Below are 17,991 nucleotides of genomic sequence, written 5' to 3' on the forward strand. Positions count from 1 at the left end.
CATGACCGAAAAACCAAGCACCGGCGAAACTGTACTGCGCTATTTCGCGTGGCTGCGCGAGCGCACAGGCCTCAGCGAAGAGCGCCTAATACTGCCGGCGGATATCCTGACCGTCGGCGACCTGCTCCTCTGGCAGTCCCGTCGTGGCCATCCCTTCAATCAGGCTTTCGCGAAGCCCGAGGCGATCCGCGTCGCGATCGACCATAGCCACGCAAAACCTGCCGCTGAGATCGGATCCGCGCGCGAGATCGCGTTCTTTCCTCCCGTGACCGGAGGCTGAGATGGCCGTTCGTGTTTCGGAGGCGGATTTCGACGTCTCGGAAGAAATGGCGCGGCTCGCCGGCGACGATACCGGAATAGGCGGCGTCTCAATTTTTGTCGGCAAGGTGCGCGGCGAAGCGGGCGGCGAAAAGCTCGTTTCGATGACGCTCGAACATTATCCCGGCATGACGGAAGCCGAGCTCGAGAGGATCGAAGCGGAAGCTCAGCAGCGATTTCGTCTGTCGGCGTCGTTAATCATACATCGCGTCGGCGAGCTCAAACCGGGCGACAATATCGTGCTGGTTATCGCGTGTTCGCCGCACCGCGGCGATGCGTTTGGTGCGACAGCGTTCCTGATGGACTACCTTAAGACGTGTGCGCCATTCTGGAAAAAAGAGACGCTCGTCAGCGGCACCACCCGATGGGTCGAAGCCCGCGAAAGCGATGACGAAGCGGCCGCTGCTTGGGTGTCAATCGGCAAATAGCTGCCGCCTAAAGCTTTCCTCGAAACCGCTGATTTTAGCTCTTAACGAGAGATTAACCGCTGTTGCCCGATAATCTTAATAACCTATTGCTCCGACCGCTAAAACGCCATCTTCCCCGGGCACACAGAAGCGTCTGTGGCGCACTCGTGTGGGTGGTGAGCGCGCCTAGGGGGATTGCACTTATGCGTTGCTCGGCTCGACGCTCAATTTGCAGCGTCTTCGCAGCGGCTTTCGCCGCCGGCGCAGTGTGCCCGGCCTACGCTGCGAGCAAGGCCCCAGACACGACCACCGCTCAGAATGCCGATGTGCAGACCGCAGCCGTCTCGCCAGCCTCCACATCTGGTCCTGCGAAAGGCGCCACGGGCACCCGCTTCGTCATCGGCCTCGAAAGCAAAGTCGACTATCAGGTCTTTGCACTCGCGAACCCGAACCGGGTCGTCGTCGAGCTGCCCGGCGTCAACGTTCGGCTTCCGACGCTCGAAGGAAAGCAGCCAGCGGGCCTCGTCAAAAGTTTTCGTGCGGGCCTCGCGGCACGCGGCAAAACGCGCGTCGTCATCGACGTCACCGAACCGGCCGTGATCGAAAGCTCGAAGATCAGCAAAGACAAGGATGGCCGCTACCTCCTCTCTCTCGCGATCCTTCCCGCGGCCGCCGCACTTCCCGATCCCCGCAAATCACTGGCGAAGCCTTCGGCTCTCGGCGCATCCGACTTGCAGCCGCCCTCACCGCGGCTTGCCGAAACTCCGAGGGAACGAGCCGCAAAGGCTTTCAAGCAGATCATCGTTCTCGATCCCGGTCACGGCGGCAACGACTCAGGCGCCATGAAATTCGGGACGGTCGAGAAAGAGGTCGTCCTCAAATTCGGTCTCGTATTGCGCGACCTTCTCGAAAAGACCGGCCGCTATAAGGTATTAATGACGCGTAGCGACGATACATTCATTCCGCTCGACGAGCGGACGAAGTACGCGGAGCGCAACAAAGCAAACCTCTTCATTGCCATCCACGCCGACTACTCCGACAACGGCTCGCGGGCGCGCGGCGCCACGATCTATTCGCTGCGTGACGGCGTCGCCAAATCGCTCGAACGCTCGGCGAAAGGCAACTCGGCGCAAATGGTTCTGTCTGCCGACGAGATCGATACGGTCAAGAGCGCCAACGGCGATGTCGGTACCGTCAAAGACATTCTCGCCGATCTCGCCAACCGCGACTTGGAAATGACGCGCGAACGCAGCGGCATGTTCGCGAAGACGGTCATCGAGAACATGGGCGAAAGCACTCCCCTTCGCCAGGAGCCCGAGCAGCAGGCTGCGTTCCGCGTTTTGAAGACGGCGCAGTTTCCTTCCGTTCTGATCGAGCTTGCCTACGTGACGAACCAGCAAGACGCCAGCAACCTGAAATCCGACGAGTGGCGCGGCAAGGTTGCGCAATCGATCGCGACCGCGATCGACAATTACTTCTCACACGATATCGCGCGGCTTCCTATGTAGGCGTCTCGCGACTCCCTCCGGGGAGCCGGGCTCATTTCGTTTGCGTCTCTCGACTCCCCTCCGGGGAGCCGGCCGAGAGACGCAGACGATAACTCTAAAATAAAAAGAGGCCGGCTCATGGGAGACGGCCTCTTTTTTTGCGTGGCAGGAGTTCGTCGCACCGACCCCTGCATGCATCAGTTACCTCCTACATGGAGGATATTTGTTATGTTGTCGCCAGAGCAGAAACAGCCAGCGTCTCCTTGGCAAATCGCGCGAGGGATAAGCCTCGCTTGATCGAAGAAAACCGGTTGGCTGGTGACAGCGCTTCTGCATGAGGCACTCCATCTTCCAGGTGTCCGCCAACTCGCTCAGGAGAACGAGTGTTCCGATATCGAGACAACGCACGCGGACTCTCAGCACACGGGCTCGCTGAGCGGCGCGCTAACGTCTCAGGTTCGATATCGGAAATGCGGAAAGGGTTGGACAGGAACGTGAAGCTGCCGAACCTGGACCAGAACGACGCTCCCTCGGGCAGCCCTATCCATTGCTGCCGCGCGCCGTTCGAAGTCATCTGCCGGTCCATCCGGAACCGGTTCAGAGAAGAGAAGGGCATCGACCCTTGGTTCTCGCTCTGACGCTCGCACAAAGTTGTAAGGACACGCCCAACAACACTTCACACTTCATAGGCTAAGCGATTCGCATGACAATTCGTAAGATCAGCAACATAGCGGGGCGGGACGATCAGCCGAACGCGGGGGCCGTCGGCGCGAACCTCGACGGGAGACATTCCGCCTTCGTCTCCGTCGACCTGGAAATGTGTCCGTTCCCGCCGGCCGATCGTTGCGGCCTTGACCGGCAAGACGTGCACGCCCTTCAGTCTCGTTTCCGGCCGGGCGAGCCATCCCAGCGCCAGGGATAGCAGATTGGCTCCGATGGCCCGGCGAGAGCCTGCTTCCATCACGACGGCGATGAGCGTATCGCGCCCCACCCCGGCATCAGGGGCCAGCGTGAACAGGCTGCCATAGCGGGTCGCAAACGACAGGATTACCCAGCTCGCTTCGAACCTTCGCCCGTCGAGCTCGACGTCGAAAACGGGGTGCGCCTCGGCAAATGTCCTGATGACGGGATAGACATAGGCGCCCCGGCCGAACGCGCGTTTCGTCCGATAACTGAGCTTCGCGACGACGCGCGCGTCAAAGCCAGCGCCCAACATCAGAAAAAAGGGTTCGCCGTTGGCGAGGCCGCCGCGCATTTCGATTTGCTCGCCGGTCAGCAGCACATCGGCGAGCGCCTGAACGCCTTTCGGCAGGCCGATCTCGGCGGCGAGTACGTTGCCGGTTCCCAGAGGGACGAGGCCGACGGGCAGGCTCGTTCCTGCCGCCCCCGTCGCCACAGCGCGGAATGTGCCGTCGCCGCCCGCCGCAATGACCGCGTCGGCGGCGCTGCGTCTTGCCAAATCAGCAACGCGTTCCGAGGCTTCGGCAGAACTGCGTGCTGGGACCTGGAAGACTTCTGCCTGGCTATGGCGCAGGCTGCGGATCACGCCGTCGAGAAGGCGAGGAATGGCGACGCCGGCGGTCGAATTGAAAACGAGTGCAAACCGGCGGCGCATCTGTAGATCGCAATCCATAAGGCAATGGCGGCACCGGTTGGCGCCGCCATGTGAAGCTTACAGAGATAAGCGGGTATGCGCCTTAGACGATCCCGTCAAGGCCAGTATTGGGCTAGTGATGCGTCAGTGGCGGGCACCTTCGAGCGCCGCAGGCGCTTCCGCCTGCCGCGCTGTCGACGTTACCGCCTTCTGCACCTTTTCGAACGCCCTGACCTCAATCTGCCGGATGCGCTCGCGGCTGACGCCGAATTCTTCCGACAACTGCTCGAGCGTTGCCGGATCTTCAGTCAGCCGTCGAGCCTCGAACACCCGGCGTTCGCGATCGTTCAGGACTGCCATAGCCGACGAAAGATACGACTTACGCCGTTGCAGTTCTTCATCCTCGACGAGGCGATCTTCCTGGGTCGGCGTATCGTCAACGAGCCAATCCTGCCATTCGCCCGATTCCGATTCAGCGCGAATGGGCGCGTTGAGGGATGCGTCGCCACCGAGGCGGCGATTCATGTTCACCACGTCTTCCTCGGGTACGCCGAGCTTGGTCGCGATCGTCTTGACGTGCTCTGGCTTCAGGTCGCCGTCATCGAGCGCCTGGAGCTGGCTTTTTGCGCGCCGTAAATTGAAGAAGAGCTTCTTCTGCGCCGCGGTGGTGCCCATCTTTACGAGGCTCCACGAACGCAGGATGTACTCTTGAATTGACGCGCGAATCCACCACATCGCATATGTCGCGAGGCGGAAGCCTTTGTCCGGATCGAAGCGTTTGACGGCCTGCATGAGACCGACGTTTCCCTCGGATATAACTTCGCCGATCGGCAAGCCGTAGCCGCGATAACCCATCGCGATGCGGGCGACGAGACGCAAATGCGACGTCACGAGCTTTTCGGCGGCGTCCGAATCCTGTTTTTCCTGCCAGCGCTTGGCGAGCATAAATTCCTCGTCAGGCGCGAGCATCGGGAATTTGCGAATCTCTTCCAGATACCGCGTGAGACCCAGCGAACCGCCGGCCAGTGATGGAAGACCTTTAGATGCCATTGCCCTCTGCCGGACCTTCTCCCGTTTCCGGTTCGGCCCGTGCTCCCTTCAGATTGTGGGAGTCTGTACGCTCCCCCAACGTCTGGTGTTACATAGTAGTGAAATCCAGGAATTCACTAGGGGTTCCCGTCACTTCCTCTTGATCGGCCGTGACGATAACCCACATATGACCACCGCCTACTTCAAACGACGGCTGCGCTTCTTTTCCGTCGGCTTGACGTGAGTAGGCTTCAACGCCTCTCCAAGCTGTTCAAGGTCGGCTGGCAATTTGCTGCTAAACTTAAGCTTTTTGCCCGAAATCGGATGTTCGAACTCCAGTTCGGCGGCGTGAAGCGCCTGTCGCGTCAGGCTTGACGCCACGTCCTTCGCCTTGCCGGAAAGCGAGCCCAGCCGCGTCTTGAATCCGGCGCCATAGGTCGGATCGCCCAGAACCGGATGGCCGATATGCGCCAGATGCACGCGGATTTGATGCGTCCTGCCCGTTTCCAGCACGAGCCGCAGGAGCGACACGTCGCCCCCGGGCGTTTCTCCCGGGAATACGTCGATCACCTCATAATGCGTCGTGGCGCTGCGGCCGACCATGCCTCGCGTTACCGCGATTTTCATCCGGTTGGCGCGGCTTCGTCCGAGGCGGGCATCGATTGAACCGGCAGGCAGCGAAAGCTTGCCCCATACGAACGCGAGGTAGCTGCGATGGAGCCGACCGTCGCGGCCGTGGCTTTGGAACTGCTCGGCCAATCCCTGGTGCGCCGCGTCCGACTTGGCGACCACGAGCAGGCCGGACGTATCCTTGTCCAGCCGATGCACGATGCCCGGCCGCTTGATGCCGCCAATGCCGGAGAGGCTATCGCCGCAATGGGCAATCAAAGCGTTGACCAGCGTTCCCGACGCGTGCCCGGCCGAAGGGTGCACGACGAGGCCGGCCGGCTTGTCGATCACGATCAGATCGTCATCTTCGTAGACGATGTCGAGCGGCACATCTTCGCCCTCGACGCCGGTATCTCCCGCCTGCGGCAGGGTGACAGTATACACGGCGCCTGGTTTGACCGGTGTGCGCGGCTCACTTATCGTCTCGCCCGCGCGGACGTGGCCATCGCGTATGAGAGACTGGACGCGGGCGCGGCTCACCCCATCAATCTTCGAGGCGAGCCAACGATCGACCCGTTGGCCAGCATCTTCGGGGCCTGCGACAACCTCGATGAGGCTCTGTTTTTGTTCGTCGATGGGCACGGCGCTCGTAACTATCAGAAAGAAATTCTCGTGATGACTAACGATCAGCCGCAGACATCCTCGGCCGACTTGATGCGCGAACAGCGCCTCCAGCGCAATCTCAAGATCGTCGTCGGTGGACTTGCCGCGCTCATTTTCGTCGGGCTCGGAGCCGTCGCGGTGAAGGTGGTTGGCCTCGCGTCGGGCGGCTCGGGCGGCGCACAAACATCGCGGACTGTCACCGTTACGCCCGGTGCGACGCTTTCGCTGGAAATTCCAAAGGGCGCGCGGATCGTGTCGGTTTCATTGTCGGGCAACCGTCTCGCCGTCCACCATGAGGGGCCGAACGGCCCGGGGATTGCGATTGTCGACATCGAAACAGGACAACGCGTTGCCGAAGTGAAGCCGGTGGAATCGGTGCCGCGTAATTAACAGGCGCTTCATGGGCCTGCCGCTTCCTTTCCGAAGCGGTCGTTCCCTATCGCCTGTTCATGTTGTAATTGCCACGCGCTTCTGGGCTTGATCGGCCGCGAACACTCGACTACACGTCCTTTGCGCCTGCCCCGTTCGTCTAGTGGCCCAGGACACCCGCCTCTCACGTGGGCAACAGGGGTTCGAGTCCCCTACGGGGCGCCAGTCTGTCCAAGACGGACTTTTTGCCAAGTATTTCAATGCACTAGGTTTGGTAGGCAACTTCCGCAAGGCACTCAATGTGACCTAGCAGGAGCTGCTAAAATGTTACCTACTTACTCACCACACGATATCGTGCTGGTCTACACCTTTCCCCTTCAAGCTTACCCGATCCGTTGCGAACACCCCGCTTCGGGTGTGGTTTGCGAAGTCAAAGAGCGATTCGCCCCAAAGCTGGTGATACCTCATGCGGCTAACGAGAACGCTGCTGAGGATGCCTGCGAAGCGTGGGCCAACATCGCTGGCCGTCGAACTATCACAATCAGTGATCGACTTGAGTTGTGCCGCCACATCGGGAGTCCAGTCCCCGAGAGAATGAATTCCCCCAAGTCGGGCCTCAAGCGGGTGAATATCTTTGAACGGCTTGCCGCGGTTTCCCAGCGCATCCGACAATGCCCCAGTGGAGCGGTCAGACGGAGGCTCTCTCCCGGGCTAGGAACTGCGCTTGCGGCATGCATCGCGGCTCTTGCTCTGGCCGCTTTTGCTCCGGAACATTTGGCCCTAGCAGATGGCATCAGGTCAGAACGGCCCGAACCAGCAACCGCCCACATTCCGAGTTTGATGCTCTTCAGTTGTGTCGTGGTGCAGCCTTGCAGCGACGTGCACGCGGAGGATCGAAGATGACGACAATCGATACCCTAATGACCGTAGTATATGGCCTCGCGTTATGGGCGATCATCATCACATCGATCGTGAAGGGGTTTTGGACACCATCTCGGTTGCTGCGTTTAGTGATCGGCCTTGCCGTCATAGGTGCAACTCACCGAGCCCGCATAGGCGATTGGGAGGTCTGGACCGGGCTCGCAATTGTGGGGTTTATCATAGCTGAGTTCTGGTCTCGAAAGCCCAACAAAGCTCAAGACTAACTTCCGAATCGAGAGTCCTCGTCATCGACCTGGCTGAGGGCTCTCTTCTCTTTGGGAGCGCAGGTTATTGGCGGGCGACATTGAGGCCTTTCCCACGGAAGATGTGAATGTGAAGCTCCGAGAGCTAGTGGGGCTCTGGAAGACTGTGCTTACAATCGAAACCAAGCGAATCAGGCGGAACACATGCCACTTACGTCATTAGAACTTTGCGCAGGTGCAGGAGGCCAGGCTCTTGGTCTTGAACAAGCGGGATTCCGTCATGTTGCACTCGTCGAGATTGACGAACACGCATGCAAAACCCTCCGTGCAAACTTGCCGAGGAGCCGGGTCATTCAAGCTGACCTTCTCAAGCCGTTTGACGCCTCTGACTTTGAAGGTGTCGATCTGCTTGCGGGAGGACTGCCTTGTCCTCCGTTCTCAGTAGCGGGCAAACAGTTGGGAGCTGCTGACGAACGCAATCTTTTCCCCGCCGCTCTCAGGATCATTGCGGAAGTGAAGCCTAAAGCTGTCATGTTTGAGAACGTTCGAGGACTACTCGATCCTAAGTTTGGAGCCTATCGAAGGTTCATCACAGATAGCTTGGAGAAGCTTGGATTTGTAACCGACTTTAAGCTGCTCAACGCATCCGACTTTGGCGTGCCACAGCTTCGCCCACGGGTTGTCTTTGTCGCTCTTCGTCGCGAGTACGCCAGCAACTTCGAGTGGCCGAAGGTTCGTCGCAGACCAAAGACAGTGGGAGAAACGCTAGCCGATCTTATGGCTGACAATGGTTGGTCTGGAGTTGAGCGTTGGCTAGAGCAAGCAAATCAAATTGCTCCTACCGTCGTCGGAGGCTCGAAGAAACATGGAGGGCCCGACCTCGGCCCAACTCGCGCGAAAGCCGCATGGGCTGCTCTCGGCGTTGACGGCATGGGCATCGCAAATGATGCACCTAACAAAGGCTTCAAGGGATCGCCGAAGTTGACGATTCGGATGGTTGCTCGATTACAAGGATTCCCGGATCATTGGCAGTTCGTCGGACGCAAGACGCACGCGTATAGACAGGTCGGCAATGCGTTTCCGCCTCCTGTAGCACGAGCAGTGGCAGCTCAGATCAAGAAGGCTTTAATTTCCGGGACAAAGGAAAAGCCTTTACTTGATCAAATGAGAGTCTGTGCATAGCCGCATATGCTTCCATCGTTATAACTTTTATGAGTCTAAGTAGCGTGCCATGCTTCCGGGATGGACGAGGAGATTCTCAATCGGGTTGAGCAGTCTATTCTAAGCCGAATCCACGGCCTCACGGGCTTACGCTTGGCGTTTCCCGAATTGATGCGTCGAGCCGTGGACGAAGTAATCGATGCACCCCGATCAGGACGTCTAACGTTCAGAGAGCTCGAACCCACTGAGAAAACATATCTCGGCACGAAGATAGAAATCCTGGTCCGCAATCTATTAAAGCTGGAGCGTGGAGTTCTCGATCTGGATCTTGATGGCCTCGACGTGGATATCAAAAACACGACACGCGGCGATTGGATGATACCCCGAGAAGCTTTCGGGATGCCCTGCATCGTCATCAGCTCAAATGAACAAAAGGCGCTGTGCGACTTCGGTATCGTGGTGGCCCACTTCCGCTATCTTCGCCCTGGTCATAACCAGGATAAAAAGTTTGCGCTCTCAGCAAGTGGAAAAAAGCAAATTCGTTGGTTGCTGAAGGACGAGCCGTACCCAAAGAACTTTTTTGAAACGATTGATCGTGACTTAGCGAGAAGCATGATGATGCCTCGTGGCGGGACAGACCGCATCGTCCAACTTTTTACACTCCTTCAAAATCGCCCGATCCCCAGACACGCCATTCTTTCGATTGCACCCCAGAAAGACTCCATGAAGCGTGTTCGCAAAAATGGTGGTGCACGGGATGCCCTAACGGAGAAGGGGATCGAGATATTATCCGGTCAACGCGAGAGATCTTTGATTGCGGACCTTGGTCTTCCTAACTGCACGAAGGACGAGTTCCTTTCTCTTACCCCTTCGCCTAGGCAAAGGGTCCTCATAGAAACATTTCGTGCCGCCCAGAAGAAAAAATGACCCAAAAGAACTGGACGCGAGACGAGCTGATCTTAGCTCTAGATTTCTATATTGATCATCGCACGGCGCTTCCGCCCCAGTCCAGCTCGACTGCTTTGCAGTTTTCTCGAGAGCTTAGAAAAGTGGCGCCGGATATGGGTGCCTCACATGCCGCCTACCGCAACTTGAATGCGATTTTCATGAAGCTGGCTAACTTTCAGGCGATCGACCCCCAATATACAGCGCAGGGGCGAAAGGGTCTTCAGCGCGGTGGTAGGTCAGATGCCAACTTGTGGGAGCTCTTTTCAAGTGATCCGAAGCGGCTCAAAGAAATCGCCAATGCAATCAAGCAAGCGGCAGGGCAAGTTTCGACACACGAGGGTGACGACGTTGACACTATTGTCGAAGCCACTGAAGGCAGGATCCTGAGCCGCCTTCACACGTTCCGGGAACGAAACAGAGGTTTGGTCAAAGCGAAGAAAGTCGAGGTCCTAAAGCGAGAGGGAAAGTTGGCATGCGAGGTCTGCGAGTTCGATTTCGACAATGCCTACGGAGCCCACTCGACCGCGGCCATTGAAGTACATCATCGATTGCCCCTCTCTGCCCTTCCTGAACAACGCAAAACAAAGTTGAGCGATCTCGCGTTAGTATGCGCGAACTGCCACAGAATTATCCATTCTAGGAACCCGTGGTTTGAGATCGATGAGTTGCGTAAAGAACTGAGGATCACCGTTGGTTGACAGTATTACGGCCGCACGGCGAAGTTGGAACATGTCTCGCATTCGAGACCGAGACATGGAACCCGAGTTGATCGTAAGGAAGATTGTCCATTCCTCGGGCAAGCGATTCCGCCTTCACGGTGCGTTTGGAGCGGATCGCCTCCCCGGTAGACCAGACTTGGTATTCGCGAGATTGCGTAAGGTAATCTTTGTGCATGGATGCTTTTGGCATCAGCACTCCGCAGCTAAATGCAAGATCGTGCGCAAACCTAAGACAAACACCACATACTGGAACCAGAAACTATTGCGCAACGTCGAACGCGATGCTGAGCATTTGGCAGCTTTGAAGAAGGCCGGTTGGCGCACACTCGTTATTTGGGAATGCGAGATCGAACGTTCGGGCGAACTTGCTACAAAGCTCTCACGCTTTTTGTCCGAAGAAACACCGACGAAATCTGCTCTTCGTTGATAAACACCCGCAGCAATATCTCCGTAAGTCTATGTAGAGCGAATTCCAATAAAACCAGGCACGACCCAGCTACGTTTTTTCGTGTTGTCGCTTCGGGGGGGCAGTGACAGCTTTACAGGTCGAAGCTCAGTTTCGCGCCGGATGTTCCTATTCAGCACTTACGGCCAACGATCCTTTGACGCATCGCAGCCCAATGCTGTTGCGGCCGCTAATTGGACGAGTATTGAACTGGTTATCGGTTGGTTCGCCGAGTTTTTTTTCTCTAATATGTTCCGATTGTTGTGCAGGATTTCCGAGCACCGATACGGGTTGCCCCTCTTATCGGACAAAAGATGCGACAAGTTCTCTCTATTGTAACTTCCAGGTGAAGGAAATTCCGGGGACTTGTCGGTCAATTCTTCAAGCTTCGTTGTGTGTGGAAGAAACGTCGCCAGAACACGCAACGTAACTTCAAATGATGGGATGAGAAATACAAGCGTGCCCACTATCATGAAGAGCGCAGTTTTCCGCCGCATGAAAGGTGAAGACCGGTTGTCATCTTCCCATTCGAAGCGCAACAGATCGGCTCTTGTTGGGTCCTGCAACATATCGCCTGCAGCCCTAGTGAGCCTGTTCCTGGTCAAGCTCCCCAAAAGAATCTCGTTCGGGTCCGTGCCGGTGTGACGATCTAGGAACGCCTTCACTCTGGGTTTCAAAATTGTTGAAAGACGGGGATCGTCGTACAGCGCCAACTGCACAGCGATATAATCTTCCGCTGAGGCCCCCCTCTTTACCGAGCGGGGACAGTTGGACCAATAAAGCAAAAGCCCGATCAAAAGTAGAATCGCCCCCCACCAAATGAAGTGAAGTCGGTACGGGCTGAATGAGATATTTAGCTTGGAGGACTGAAGGAGTTCGCCGAACTTGTCAGACCACAAAATGATGTAACCCAATGTCGGGATGACGGCCGCAACTTGGGGAAGCCTCGAATGGGCGATGACGCGGCTTGTCCACCAGCTATCTACAGTTCGCAAATATTTCCCGAACAACTCCATCATCTGTATTCCCACATCATTTCAAAAGCCGCGAAAGGCGTCACGTTTTAGGGGGTAAAATTAGTGCACATGCTTGACCGAGAGCCGCATATACATCCCCCCCGGCATCAGTCTTTTTAACTGGCCCCTTTAATGGCCGCATAGCCATTTTCTTGGATACCGAGCAGGAAGCTGCGAACCGGAAGCCAAGCGGAGTCTGCTTGAAATAGGACTGGCTCAATAACCTGCCGAGTAGAAAACTCTCGGTGTCGTAGCTCGAAGCACAACCTAATCAGAAATCTAAACTAATGACAGAGTCAGAATGTCCTATCAGAAATCAGACATGCTTATTGATTATCAAATATCGGCTCACTATTGATAGAACGATATCAATATTCAATACCGCGATAGACCGAGGGACAATGATCAGAAAGCTCACCGCAAACGCACCAGTAGGACAGCTCATCGGATACGCAAGGGTCTCGACTGATGGTCAGGACTTCGCCTCTCAGGTTGACAGGCTCAGGGCTGCGGGTTGCACCAAGGTCTACAGTGAGAAGCAGAGCGGCACTAAACGTGACCGTGAGCAACTTCAGGCTGCTATCGAATACGTCAGAGAGGGTGACACCTTCGTCTGCATCAAGGCAGATCGCATTGCCCGAAGCACGAAGGACTTCCTCGACATCATCGACAAGCTGAATGCGAAGGGTGTTGCGCTGAGAGTGCTGGATCAGCCTGAGCTGTCGGGGGAAGGCGCTACTGCACAGATGCTCCGGACCATCCTTGCTGCCGTCTCAGAGTTCGAACTGAGCCTTATCAGGGACAGGATGAGCGAGGGCCGCAAGAGGGCCAAGGCTTCAGGTGCTGTCTTCGGCAGGCCCAAGAAGATCGATGCGAAGGCCGCTAAGACGGTCAAGATGCTAAAGAAGGACGAGAAGCTCAGCGTCCCTGAGATCAGCATCAGAACCGGACTGAGTGTAGCGAGTGTCTACAGGGCACTCAGGGCTTAAGGGCTTTCGGCCGTTGGGCGATTGCCATCAAGCGTTCCTCAGCGCAATTCCCCACACCTAAGAGGGAAAGGGACGCCCATCATCGCGACCCGCCTGAAGAGTCCGCTAGACCCGCTCCAAGTATTCCGCTGCTGCTTTCGTCCTCGCTATCGTTTTTTGTGGGTGACGGTGAGCGGCCTGATTTCTGTCAGTTAGCAGGCAATGCGCCGATGCTTGGAGCGGGCGCTGTTGGTCTACCTTTGATTCACCTCATCGCCGCACGGAGGCGAGAACCTCACAAAGCAAATGGCTGCGTTGCTATGCGGAACTCTATGGATCAATTCGTCCGCGCATCTCTGACTAACAGTTCTAGCATTTAGCACGCCTTTCCAACCACTGCCGCCACAAGCGGTCCACCTACAAGGACACCATGAAAGCCATCAACCTACGGCAGTATCTGCCTCTAAAAATACCTGAGGAGGTCTCGAAGCTTTACTCCGTTGCTGCACCTGCGGGTTCACTCGAAGCCTTTTCCAACAGACCTTGCTTCGCTGTGAAGATACGCAGAAGGAACCACCTCAATAGAGCTTTGAACTTTGCTCTCATCACGCAGGATGACGCACTAGAGATCTTACGTCATGGAGGCTCGTTGGCATTGTGGAAGGGAGGCTCAGATAAGAGCCCGACAGTGTTCTTCAAGCTCAGATTGTTTGATGCGCCCAAGGCTGGGACGACCTCAGCATCAGTTGCAGTAGGGCGCTTCCTGTTGGATTGCCAAGCTGGGGAGACCTGCACCACGCTTGATCGCAACCCTTACTGCCTTCTTCGGTCCAACCTCAAGTTCGTGAAGTTCTCTCCTGCAGTGATACCTGCGCGGGAACCGACAACAAGGCGGCTTGAGAGGCTTCAGACCGTCACGCCTCAACCAATACTCTGGAGTGAGTACCTAGTGAGACCTGAGCTGATCGATCCAAGTGGCTTCACATATCACGAGTGAGGACTCAAGCTTCAGCCTGTAGGGTCTCTCATAGCTCGTTGCGCCTCGGGTCGGTGCCCTCGACTTCATTCGACTGTTAGCAGTCTACAGCTCCACCTTGAGCTTGACCCTCAGTCGGCTTCGCCGGGGAAAGACCATGTAGGTGTGTTTGCTAATAGCAGCACCCTTAGCCCACCCATCGCAGTTCTTTAGCAACATCCATAAGTCGGACCAAGATCCCTATAGACCATCTCTTTAGGGCTGGTCGTCCGAGTTTCCAACCTTTCTCCCAAGCCCAAAAGGAACTTTTTCGCCATGGCAAGCAAGCCAACGGTGCTGGAGCATCGTGCCTTGTCTCTGATGAGAGCTAGGTTCGATGCGCAGTGTCATTACCCATCGCAAGACCAACAAGACGCCCTAGCAGACATTATCATGTGCCTCGAAAGGATGAGAACTGGGAGGGCAGCTAACAAGGTCTTCCTAAGTGCAGTCGACCCCGGAATTGGGAAGACCTCAGCACTCAGCGCATACTTGTCGGTCTACCTCGAAGACATCAGCAATCCGACACCTGTCCGTAAAATCGGTTCTGAAGGTGACGCTGAAGGCATCCTTATCTGCATCAATAGCTGGCGTGAGATCGAAGACCTACTTGTGACGCTCAAACCACATCTCTCTGAGGTGTTTGTCAGAGTCCCTAAGGGTCGGATCTTTGGCGACTCGAAAATGCGAGAAGCGTACTCCATGAGAAACCCAAACAATCCCGAAGACCGACCCTTCATCATCGAAGCGTCTGAGCTTGCGAAGGATGGTGATGCCGCAGCCGTGTTCATCGCTACGCATGAGTACATCTCACAGACCATTGAGCGATACGGATCAGCACAGACGGCTAAGCCGCTCTTCTTTCATGGTCGCCCTCGTTCAGTGCGAGTATGGGATGAAGCCTGGGTGCCTGCTGAGCCCATTACGATCTCCTGCCGACAGGTTCACGAGATCCTCAACCCTTTAAGCCAAATGAGCGAGGAGGTTTACAAGACACTCTCTGCATTCATCACTGAAGCGGAGAAGCGAGAGGACCGAGAGTGCATGATGTTTCCCGACCTCGTCGCAAGGGGCGTTACCTATGAGACCATTGACGCTTACCTTGATCGCACCCAAGCATCACATTCAACTGGTGAGGTAGAACGTAAAAGAGCGCTGCTCTATGCATGCATCATGGCTAGTGGAAAGCACGTGTCTGTCTGCAATGAGTACGGATACGGCAACACTGTTCTTACGTTCACCGATAGCTCACCCTATGCAATGACTCCGCTGCTGGTACTCGATGCATCGGGTCGAGTGCGAAAGCTCTACCACGACCTAGTCTCGCGACGAGTCGTGAAGCTTTTGAGGACTGCGTCTAAGGACTACTCACAGCTCAAGGTCCACCTATGGGGACGTTCTGCAGGCCGTGGGGGCTACAATCCGCTCAAGTCCACAGACTACCTTGAAGTGGCTGAGGAGGTTGTGAAGCTCATACAGTCTAAGCCTGGAGAACGCTTTCTGATCCTTCACTACAAAGCCAAGGACCACCCAACCCATCCCGTGGTCGATTTCAGGGAAGTCGTTCAGGAGAAGCTGCCTGCGGAGGACCATTGTCGTGTCAGGTTTCTGACGTGGGGCAAGCATAGAGCCACAAACGAGTTCGCAGAGTTTGAGAACATCGTGATCTTCGGCCTTCTCAATCTTCGCAAGTCAACACTCTCTGCTTTGCAGCGTATAGGTATGGGAGTGAGACCTGAAGACGGAGAGGTCGCATCTATTGCGGAGTTCCGACTAGGCGAACACAACCACAACCTATTGCAGGCAATGTGTCGTATCCGTGTGCGCAAGGCTCAAGGCAACCGATGTCCGCAAGCCTCTGCTTACATCATCGCGCACCCCAGCTCTGGCATCGGCAAGCTTCTTCCTGAAGTGTTTCCCGGCATTCCTAAAGTGGAGGCTTGGGGTAAGCAGGCAGACAGGGAGATAGCCCTCAGCCCGATTCAGAAGAAAGTCTACGATCATCTGCACGATTGGGCGAAGCGCGATCCAGGAGGTCAGGCTATTAGGTATGCAAAAGTGATGAAGGCATTCGGCATCTCTGATGGTTCTTATTTCAAGAGAGCTGTGCGCTTGAGTGCAGAGTTTAACGCGGCGCTAGAACAGATCGGCATCCATGAGGATAGGTCGAGGGGAAAGAACACTACTGCATGGTCCATCTTCGACCGAAGTCTTATTCCACAGCCAACTTTTCAAGACTTCGGCTTCACTGTCGAGAAAGCAGCATAAACCACGAGCCTATGTAAAGCAGACCCCGCTGGCTTAGCCGCTGGCGGGGCTTCAAATATCACACGGCTAAAAAATGAAATGAATTAGCTCTGACTTAGCTTGCCTTGCCAATATGCAGGCACCATACCGCATTGCATCTTCCAGGGTGATCCGGAGTTAGAAGAATGGCTAAAGCTGCCACCAATACTCTATCGTCTTCGCAATCTCGAGCTCCAGACCCGAGCGTTGACAGAATAGAGGAGCTAGCGAGTCGTATACTGAAGGGTGACATTCTTCTCCCAAAGTTTCAGCGCGACTTCGTGTGGGAGAAAAAGCAAATCGTCGAGCTCTTGGACTCGATAGCTAACAACTATCCGATAGGCAGTGTTCTGTTGTGGCGCAGCACTCAACCGCTGAGGAGCGAAAGAAACATCGCCGATCTTGCGATTGCGCCTACTCAACACGGTTATCCCGTCAATTACTTGCTTGACGGGCAGCAGCGTCTTTCGACAATTTGCGGTGCACTGTACTGGCAAGGCGGCGATCCGCAGAGCCGTTGGAACCTCGCTTACGATCTTCAGGAAGGAAAGTTCCTGCATCTGGATAGTCTAGATGATCCTCCGCTACATCAGATGCGATTGAATTTGATTAGGGATCCGGCCAAGTTTTTTAAGCAAGTCGCAAGCCTTGACACGCTTCAGTCCTTCGATGTGCAAGCCTTGAAGAAACGAGCTGACGAGCTCTTCAATCGCCTGAAGGACTACAAGATAGCGACGGTCACCCTGCACGATATGTCAATCGATACTGTCGCACCGATATTTGAAAGAATTAACAGCAAAGGCACGCCGCTCACGATGGTTGACCTTATGAGGGCAGCCACTTGGAGCGAAAACTTCGACCTCTTTGACGAGATCTCAGGCATCACAACGGAGCTCGATTCAAAGAGGTTCGGTGGGATCGAAAAGAAAACTATTCTCCGAAGTATTTCCGCTGCTGCAGGGGGCGGATTTTCAGAAGCTAGTATTGATCAACTGAGAAGGCATGATGCTGATAAACTTAAAGCCGCTGTGAATGATACCAAAGTCGCATATCTCCGAACCGTCGACTTTCTTGCGACCGATCTCAATATACCTAGCGATGCTCAACTACCTTACGCTAATCAGCTCGTCGTTCTCAGTGAAGTGTTCAGGCTGCGAAAAACTCCAACGGCAAAGCAGTATTCTGAGCTGAAGCAATGGTTTTGGCGTACAGCCGCTACGGGATATTTTGGCGGATGGAACACCGGCAACATGGCCGCAGACCAACATGCGGCGGTCGCATTCGCTAGCGAATCTTCGGCAAAACTTCTGCCCGAGCTGGGAAGCCCAAATGAAAGCATTTGGACAGAGCGAGAATTCCGATCAAATACCGCTCACTCGAAAATACTGATCCTTTTGCTGAGTTTTCATCACCCGCGTGACCTGTTGACTGGTCAAAGGATTGATGTCGCTCAGGCTCTTTATCAAGGGAACACAAAAGAATTTCATCACTTCTTTCCTCGCGACTACCTCAAGAATTCCAAGAAGTCCTCAATGCGCGACGCAAATGTTTTGGCGAATATCGTGATGCTTACTTCTGCGAGCAATAAGGCGATCACAAACCGATCGCCGTCTGAGTACTTAAAACAAGCTCAAACGCAACTTGGAAAAGCATTCAAAGAAGTCCTTACAAGCAACCTTGTCTCCAACGACGCCCTGGATGCAGCATTGAAGGATGACTATGAGGGCTTTCGGAAAGCACGCGCAGCGACAATCCATCATGAAGTCAGCAAACTTGCGGGTTGGTGACGACAGCATCCGGAGGCGAGAAAAGAACGAACTTCGCGCGGGTAAC

General features: G+C 55.5%; 17 protein-coding genes and 1 tRNA gene. 14 read left to right on the top strand and 4 right to left on the bottom strand.

Annotated elements, in window-relative coordinates; all coding sequences use genetic code 11:
• The first annotated feature begins 1 nt into the window (after position 1).
• From moaD to BM399_RS21170, 4 genes are all read left to right on the top strand, one after another.
• The gene (gene moaD / locus BM399_RS10630) at positions 2 to 280 is read left to right on the top strand and encodes a molybdopterin converting factor subunit 1 (RefSeq protein WP_092867677.1); all 279 of its coding nucleotides are present in this window, start codon (positions 2 to 4) and stop codon (positions 278 to 280) included.
• Position 281: 1 nt separating this feature from the next.
• Positions 282 to 746 carry a molybdenum cofactor biosynthesis protein MoaE gene (locus BM399_RS10635; protein ID WP_092867678.1) on the top strand — a complete coding sequence of 155 codons (465 nt, stop codon included), beginning with the start codon at positions 282 to 284 and terminating at the stop codon, positions 744 to 746.
• A 182-nt stretch (positions 747 to 928) separates the two neighbouring features.
• Positions 929 to 2,233 (top strand): N-acetylmuramoyl-L-alanine amidase, encoded by a 1,305-nt coding sequence (locus tag BM399_RS10640; RefSeq protein WP_092867679.1) that lies wholly within the window; start codon positions 929 to 931, stop codon positions 2,231 to 2,233.
• Between the two features lie 449 nt (positions 2,234 to 2,682).
• Positions 2,683 to 2,850, top strand: coding sequence for a hypothetical protein (locus tag BM399_RS21170; RefSeq protein WP_177228122.1), 168 nt, complete (start codon positions 2,683 to 2,685; stop codon positions 2,848 to 2,850).
• 38 nt (positions 2,851 to 2,888) lie between these two features.
• Here the strand turns inward: BM399_RS21170 and BM399_RS10645 are convergent, their stop codons facing one another.
• From BM399_RS10645 to BM399_RS10655, 3 genes are all read right to left on the bottom strand, one after another.
• Positions 2,889 to 3,827: a diacylglycerol/lipid kinase family protein gene (locus tag BM399_RS10645; RefSeq protein ID WP_244531191.1), complete on the bottom strand. Its 939-nt coding sequence runs from the start codon at positions 3,825 to 3,827 to the stop codon at positions 2,889 to 2,891.
• 123 nt (positions 3,828 to 3,950) lie between these two features.
• Positions 3,951 to 4,856, bottom strand: a complete 906-nt coding sequence (rpoH, locus tag BM399_RS10650) for an RNA polymerase sigma factor RpoH (protein WP_092867681.1) — start codon at positions 4,854 to 4,856, stop codon at positions 3,951 to 3,953.
• Between the two features lie 177 nt (positions 4,857 to 5,033).
• Positions 5,034 to 6,101, bottom strand: a complete 1,068-nt coding sequence (locus BM399_RS10655; RefSeq protein ID WP_092868176.1) for an RluA family pseudouridine synthase — start codon at positions 6,099 to 6,101, stop codon at positions 5,034 to 5,036.
• Between BM399_RS10655 and BM399_RS10660 the strand changes: the two genes are divergently transcribed.
• From BM399_RS10660 to BM399_RS10695, 6 genes are all read left to right on the top strand, one after another.
• Positions 6,021 to 6,497 (top strand): hypothetical protein, encoded by a 477-nt coding sequence (locus tag BM399_RS10660; RefSeq protein ID WP_244531243.1) that lies wholly within the window; start codon positions 6,021 to 6,023, stop codon positions 6,495 to 6,497. The genes BM399_RS10655 and BM399_RS10660 overlap by 81 nt on opposite strands.
• Positions 6,498 to 6,625: 128 nt before the next feature.
• Positions 6,626 to 6,701: transfer RNA gene (locus tag BM399_RS10665), tRNA-Glu, on the top strand.
• A 1,103-nt stretch (positions 6,702 to 7,804) separates the two neighbouring features.
• Positions 7,805 to 8,782, top strand: coding sequence for a DNA cytosine methyltransferase (locus tag BM399_RS10680; RefSeq protein ID WP_092867685.1), 978 nt, complete (start codon positions 7,805 to 7,807; stop codon positions 8,780 to 8,782).
• 60 nt (positions 8,783 to 8,842) lie between these two features.
• The gene (locus BM399_RS10685) at positions 8,843 to 9,688 is read left to right on the top strand and encodes a NaeI family type II restriction endonuclease (RefSeq protein ID WP_092867686.1); all 846 of its coding nucleotides are present in this window, start codon (positions 8,843 to 8,845) and stop codon (positions 9,686 to 9,688) included.
• Positions 9,685 to 10,407, top strand: a complete 723-nt coding sequence (locus tag BM399_RS10690; protein ID WP_092867687.1) for an HNH endonuclease — start codon at positions 9,685 to 9,687, stop codon at positions 10,405 to 10,407. Before BM399_RS10685 ends, BM399_RS10690 begins: the two co-directional genes overlap by 4 nt.
• The gene (locus BM399_RS10695; protein ID WP_092867688.1) at positions 10,400 to 10,855 is read left to right on the top strand and encodes a very short patch repair endonuclease; all 456 of its coding nucleotides are present in this window, start codon (positions 10,400 to 10,402) and stop codon (positions 10,853 to 10,855) included. Before BM399_RS10690 ends, BM399_RS10695 begins: the two co-directional genes overlap by 8 nt.
• Positions 10,856 to 11,013: 158 nt before the next feature.
• Here BM399_RS10695 and BM399_RS10700 read toward each other — a convergent pair whose 3' ends face one another.
• The gene (locus BM399_RS10700; protein WP_092867689.1) at positions 11,014 to 11,892 is read right to left on the bottom strand and encodes a hypothetical protein; all 879 of its coding nucleotides are present in this window, start codon (positions 11,890 to 11,892) and stop codon (positions 11,014 to 11,016) included.
• Between the two features lie 398 nt (positions 11,893 to 12,290).
• Here BM399_RS10700 and BM399_RS10705 point away from each other — a divergent pair, with 398 nt between their 5' ends.
• The 4 genes from BM399_RS10705 (at position 12,291) to BM399_RS10720 (ending at position 17,945) form a co-directional block, all read left to right on the top strand.
• On the top strand, positions 12,291 to 12,878 hold the full coding sequence (locus tag BM399_RS10705) for a recombinase family protein (protein ID WP_177228123.1): 588 nt from the start codon (positions 12,291 to 12,293) through the stop codon (positions 12,876 to 12,878).
• Positions 12,879 to 13,287: 409 nt separating this feature from the next.
• Positions 13,288 to 13,854 carry a hypothetical protein gene (locus BM399_RS10710; protein ID WP_143117798.1) on the top strand — a complete coding sequence of 189 codons (567 nt, stop codon included), beginning with the start codon at positions 13,288 to 13,290 and terminating at the stop codon, positions 13,852 to 13,854.
• A gap of 294 nt (positions 13,855 to 14,148) precedes the next feature.
• The gene (locus BM399_RS10715) at positions 14,149 to 16,140 is read left to right on the top strand and encodes a hypothetical protein (RefSeq protein WP_092867692.1); all 1,992 of its coding nucleotides are present in this window, start codon (positions 14,149 to 14,151) and stop codon (positions 16,138 to 16,140) included.
• A gap of 164 nt (positions 16,141 to 16,304) precedes the next feature.
• On the top strand, positions 16,305 to 17,945 hold the full coding sequence (locus tag BM399_RS10720; protein ID WP_092867693.1) for a GmrSD restriction endonuclease domain-containing protein: 1,641 nt from the start codon (positions 16,305 to 16,307) through the stop codon (positions 17,943 to 17,945).
• Positions 17,946 to 17,991 lie beyond the last annotated feature (46 nt).

The organism is Hyphomicrobium facile (assembly GCF_900116175.1).
Lineage (GTDB): Bacteria > Pseudomonadota > Alphaproteobacteria > Rhizobiales > Hyphomicrobiaceae > Hyphomicrobium_B > Hyphomicrobium_B facile.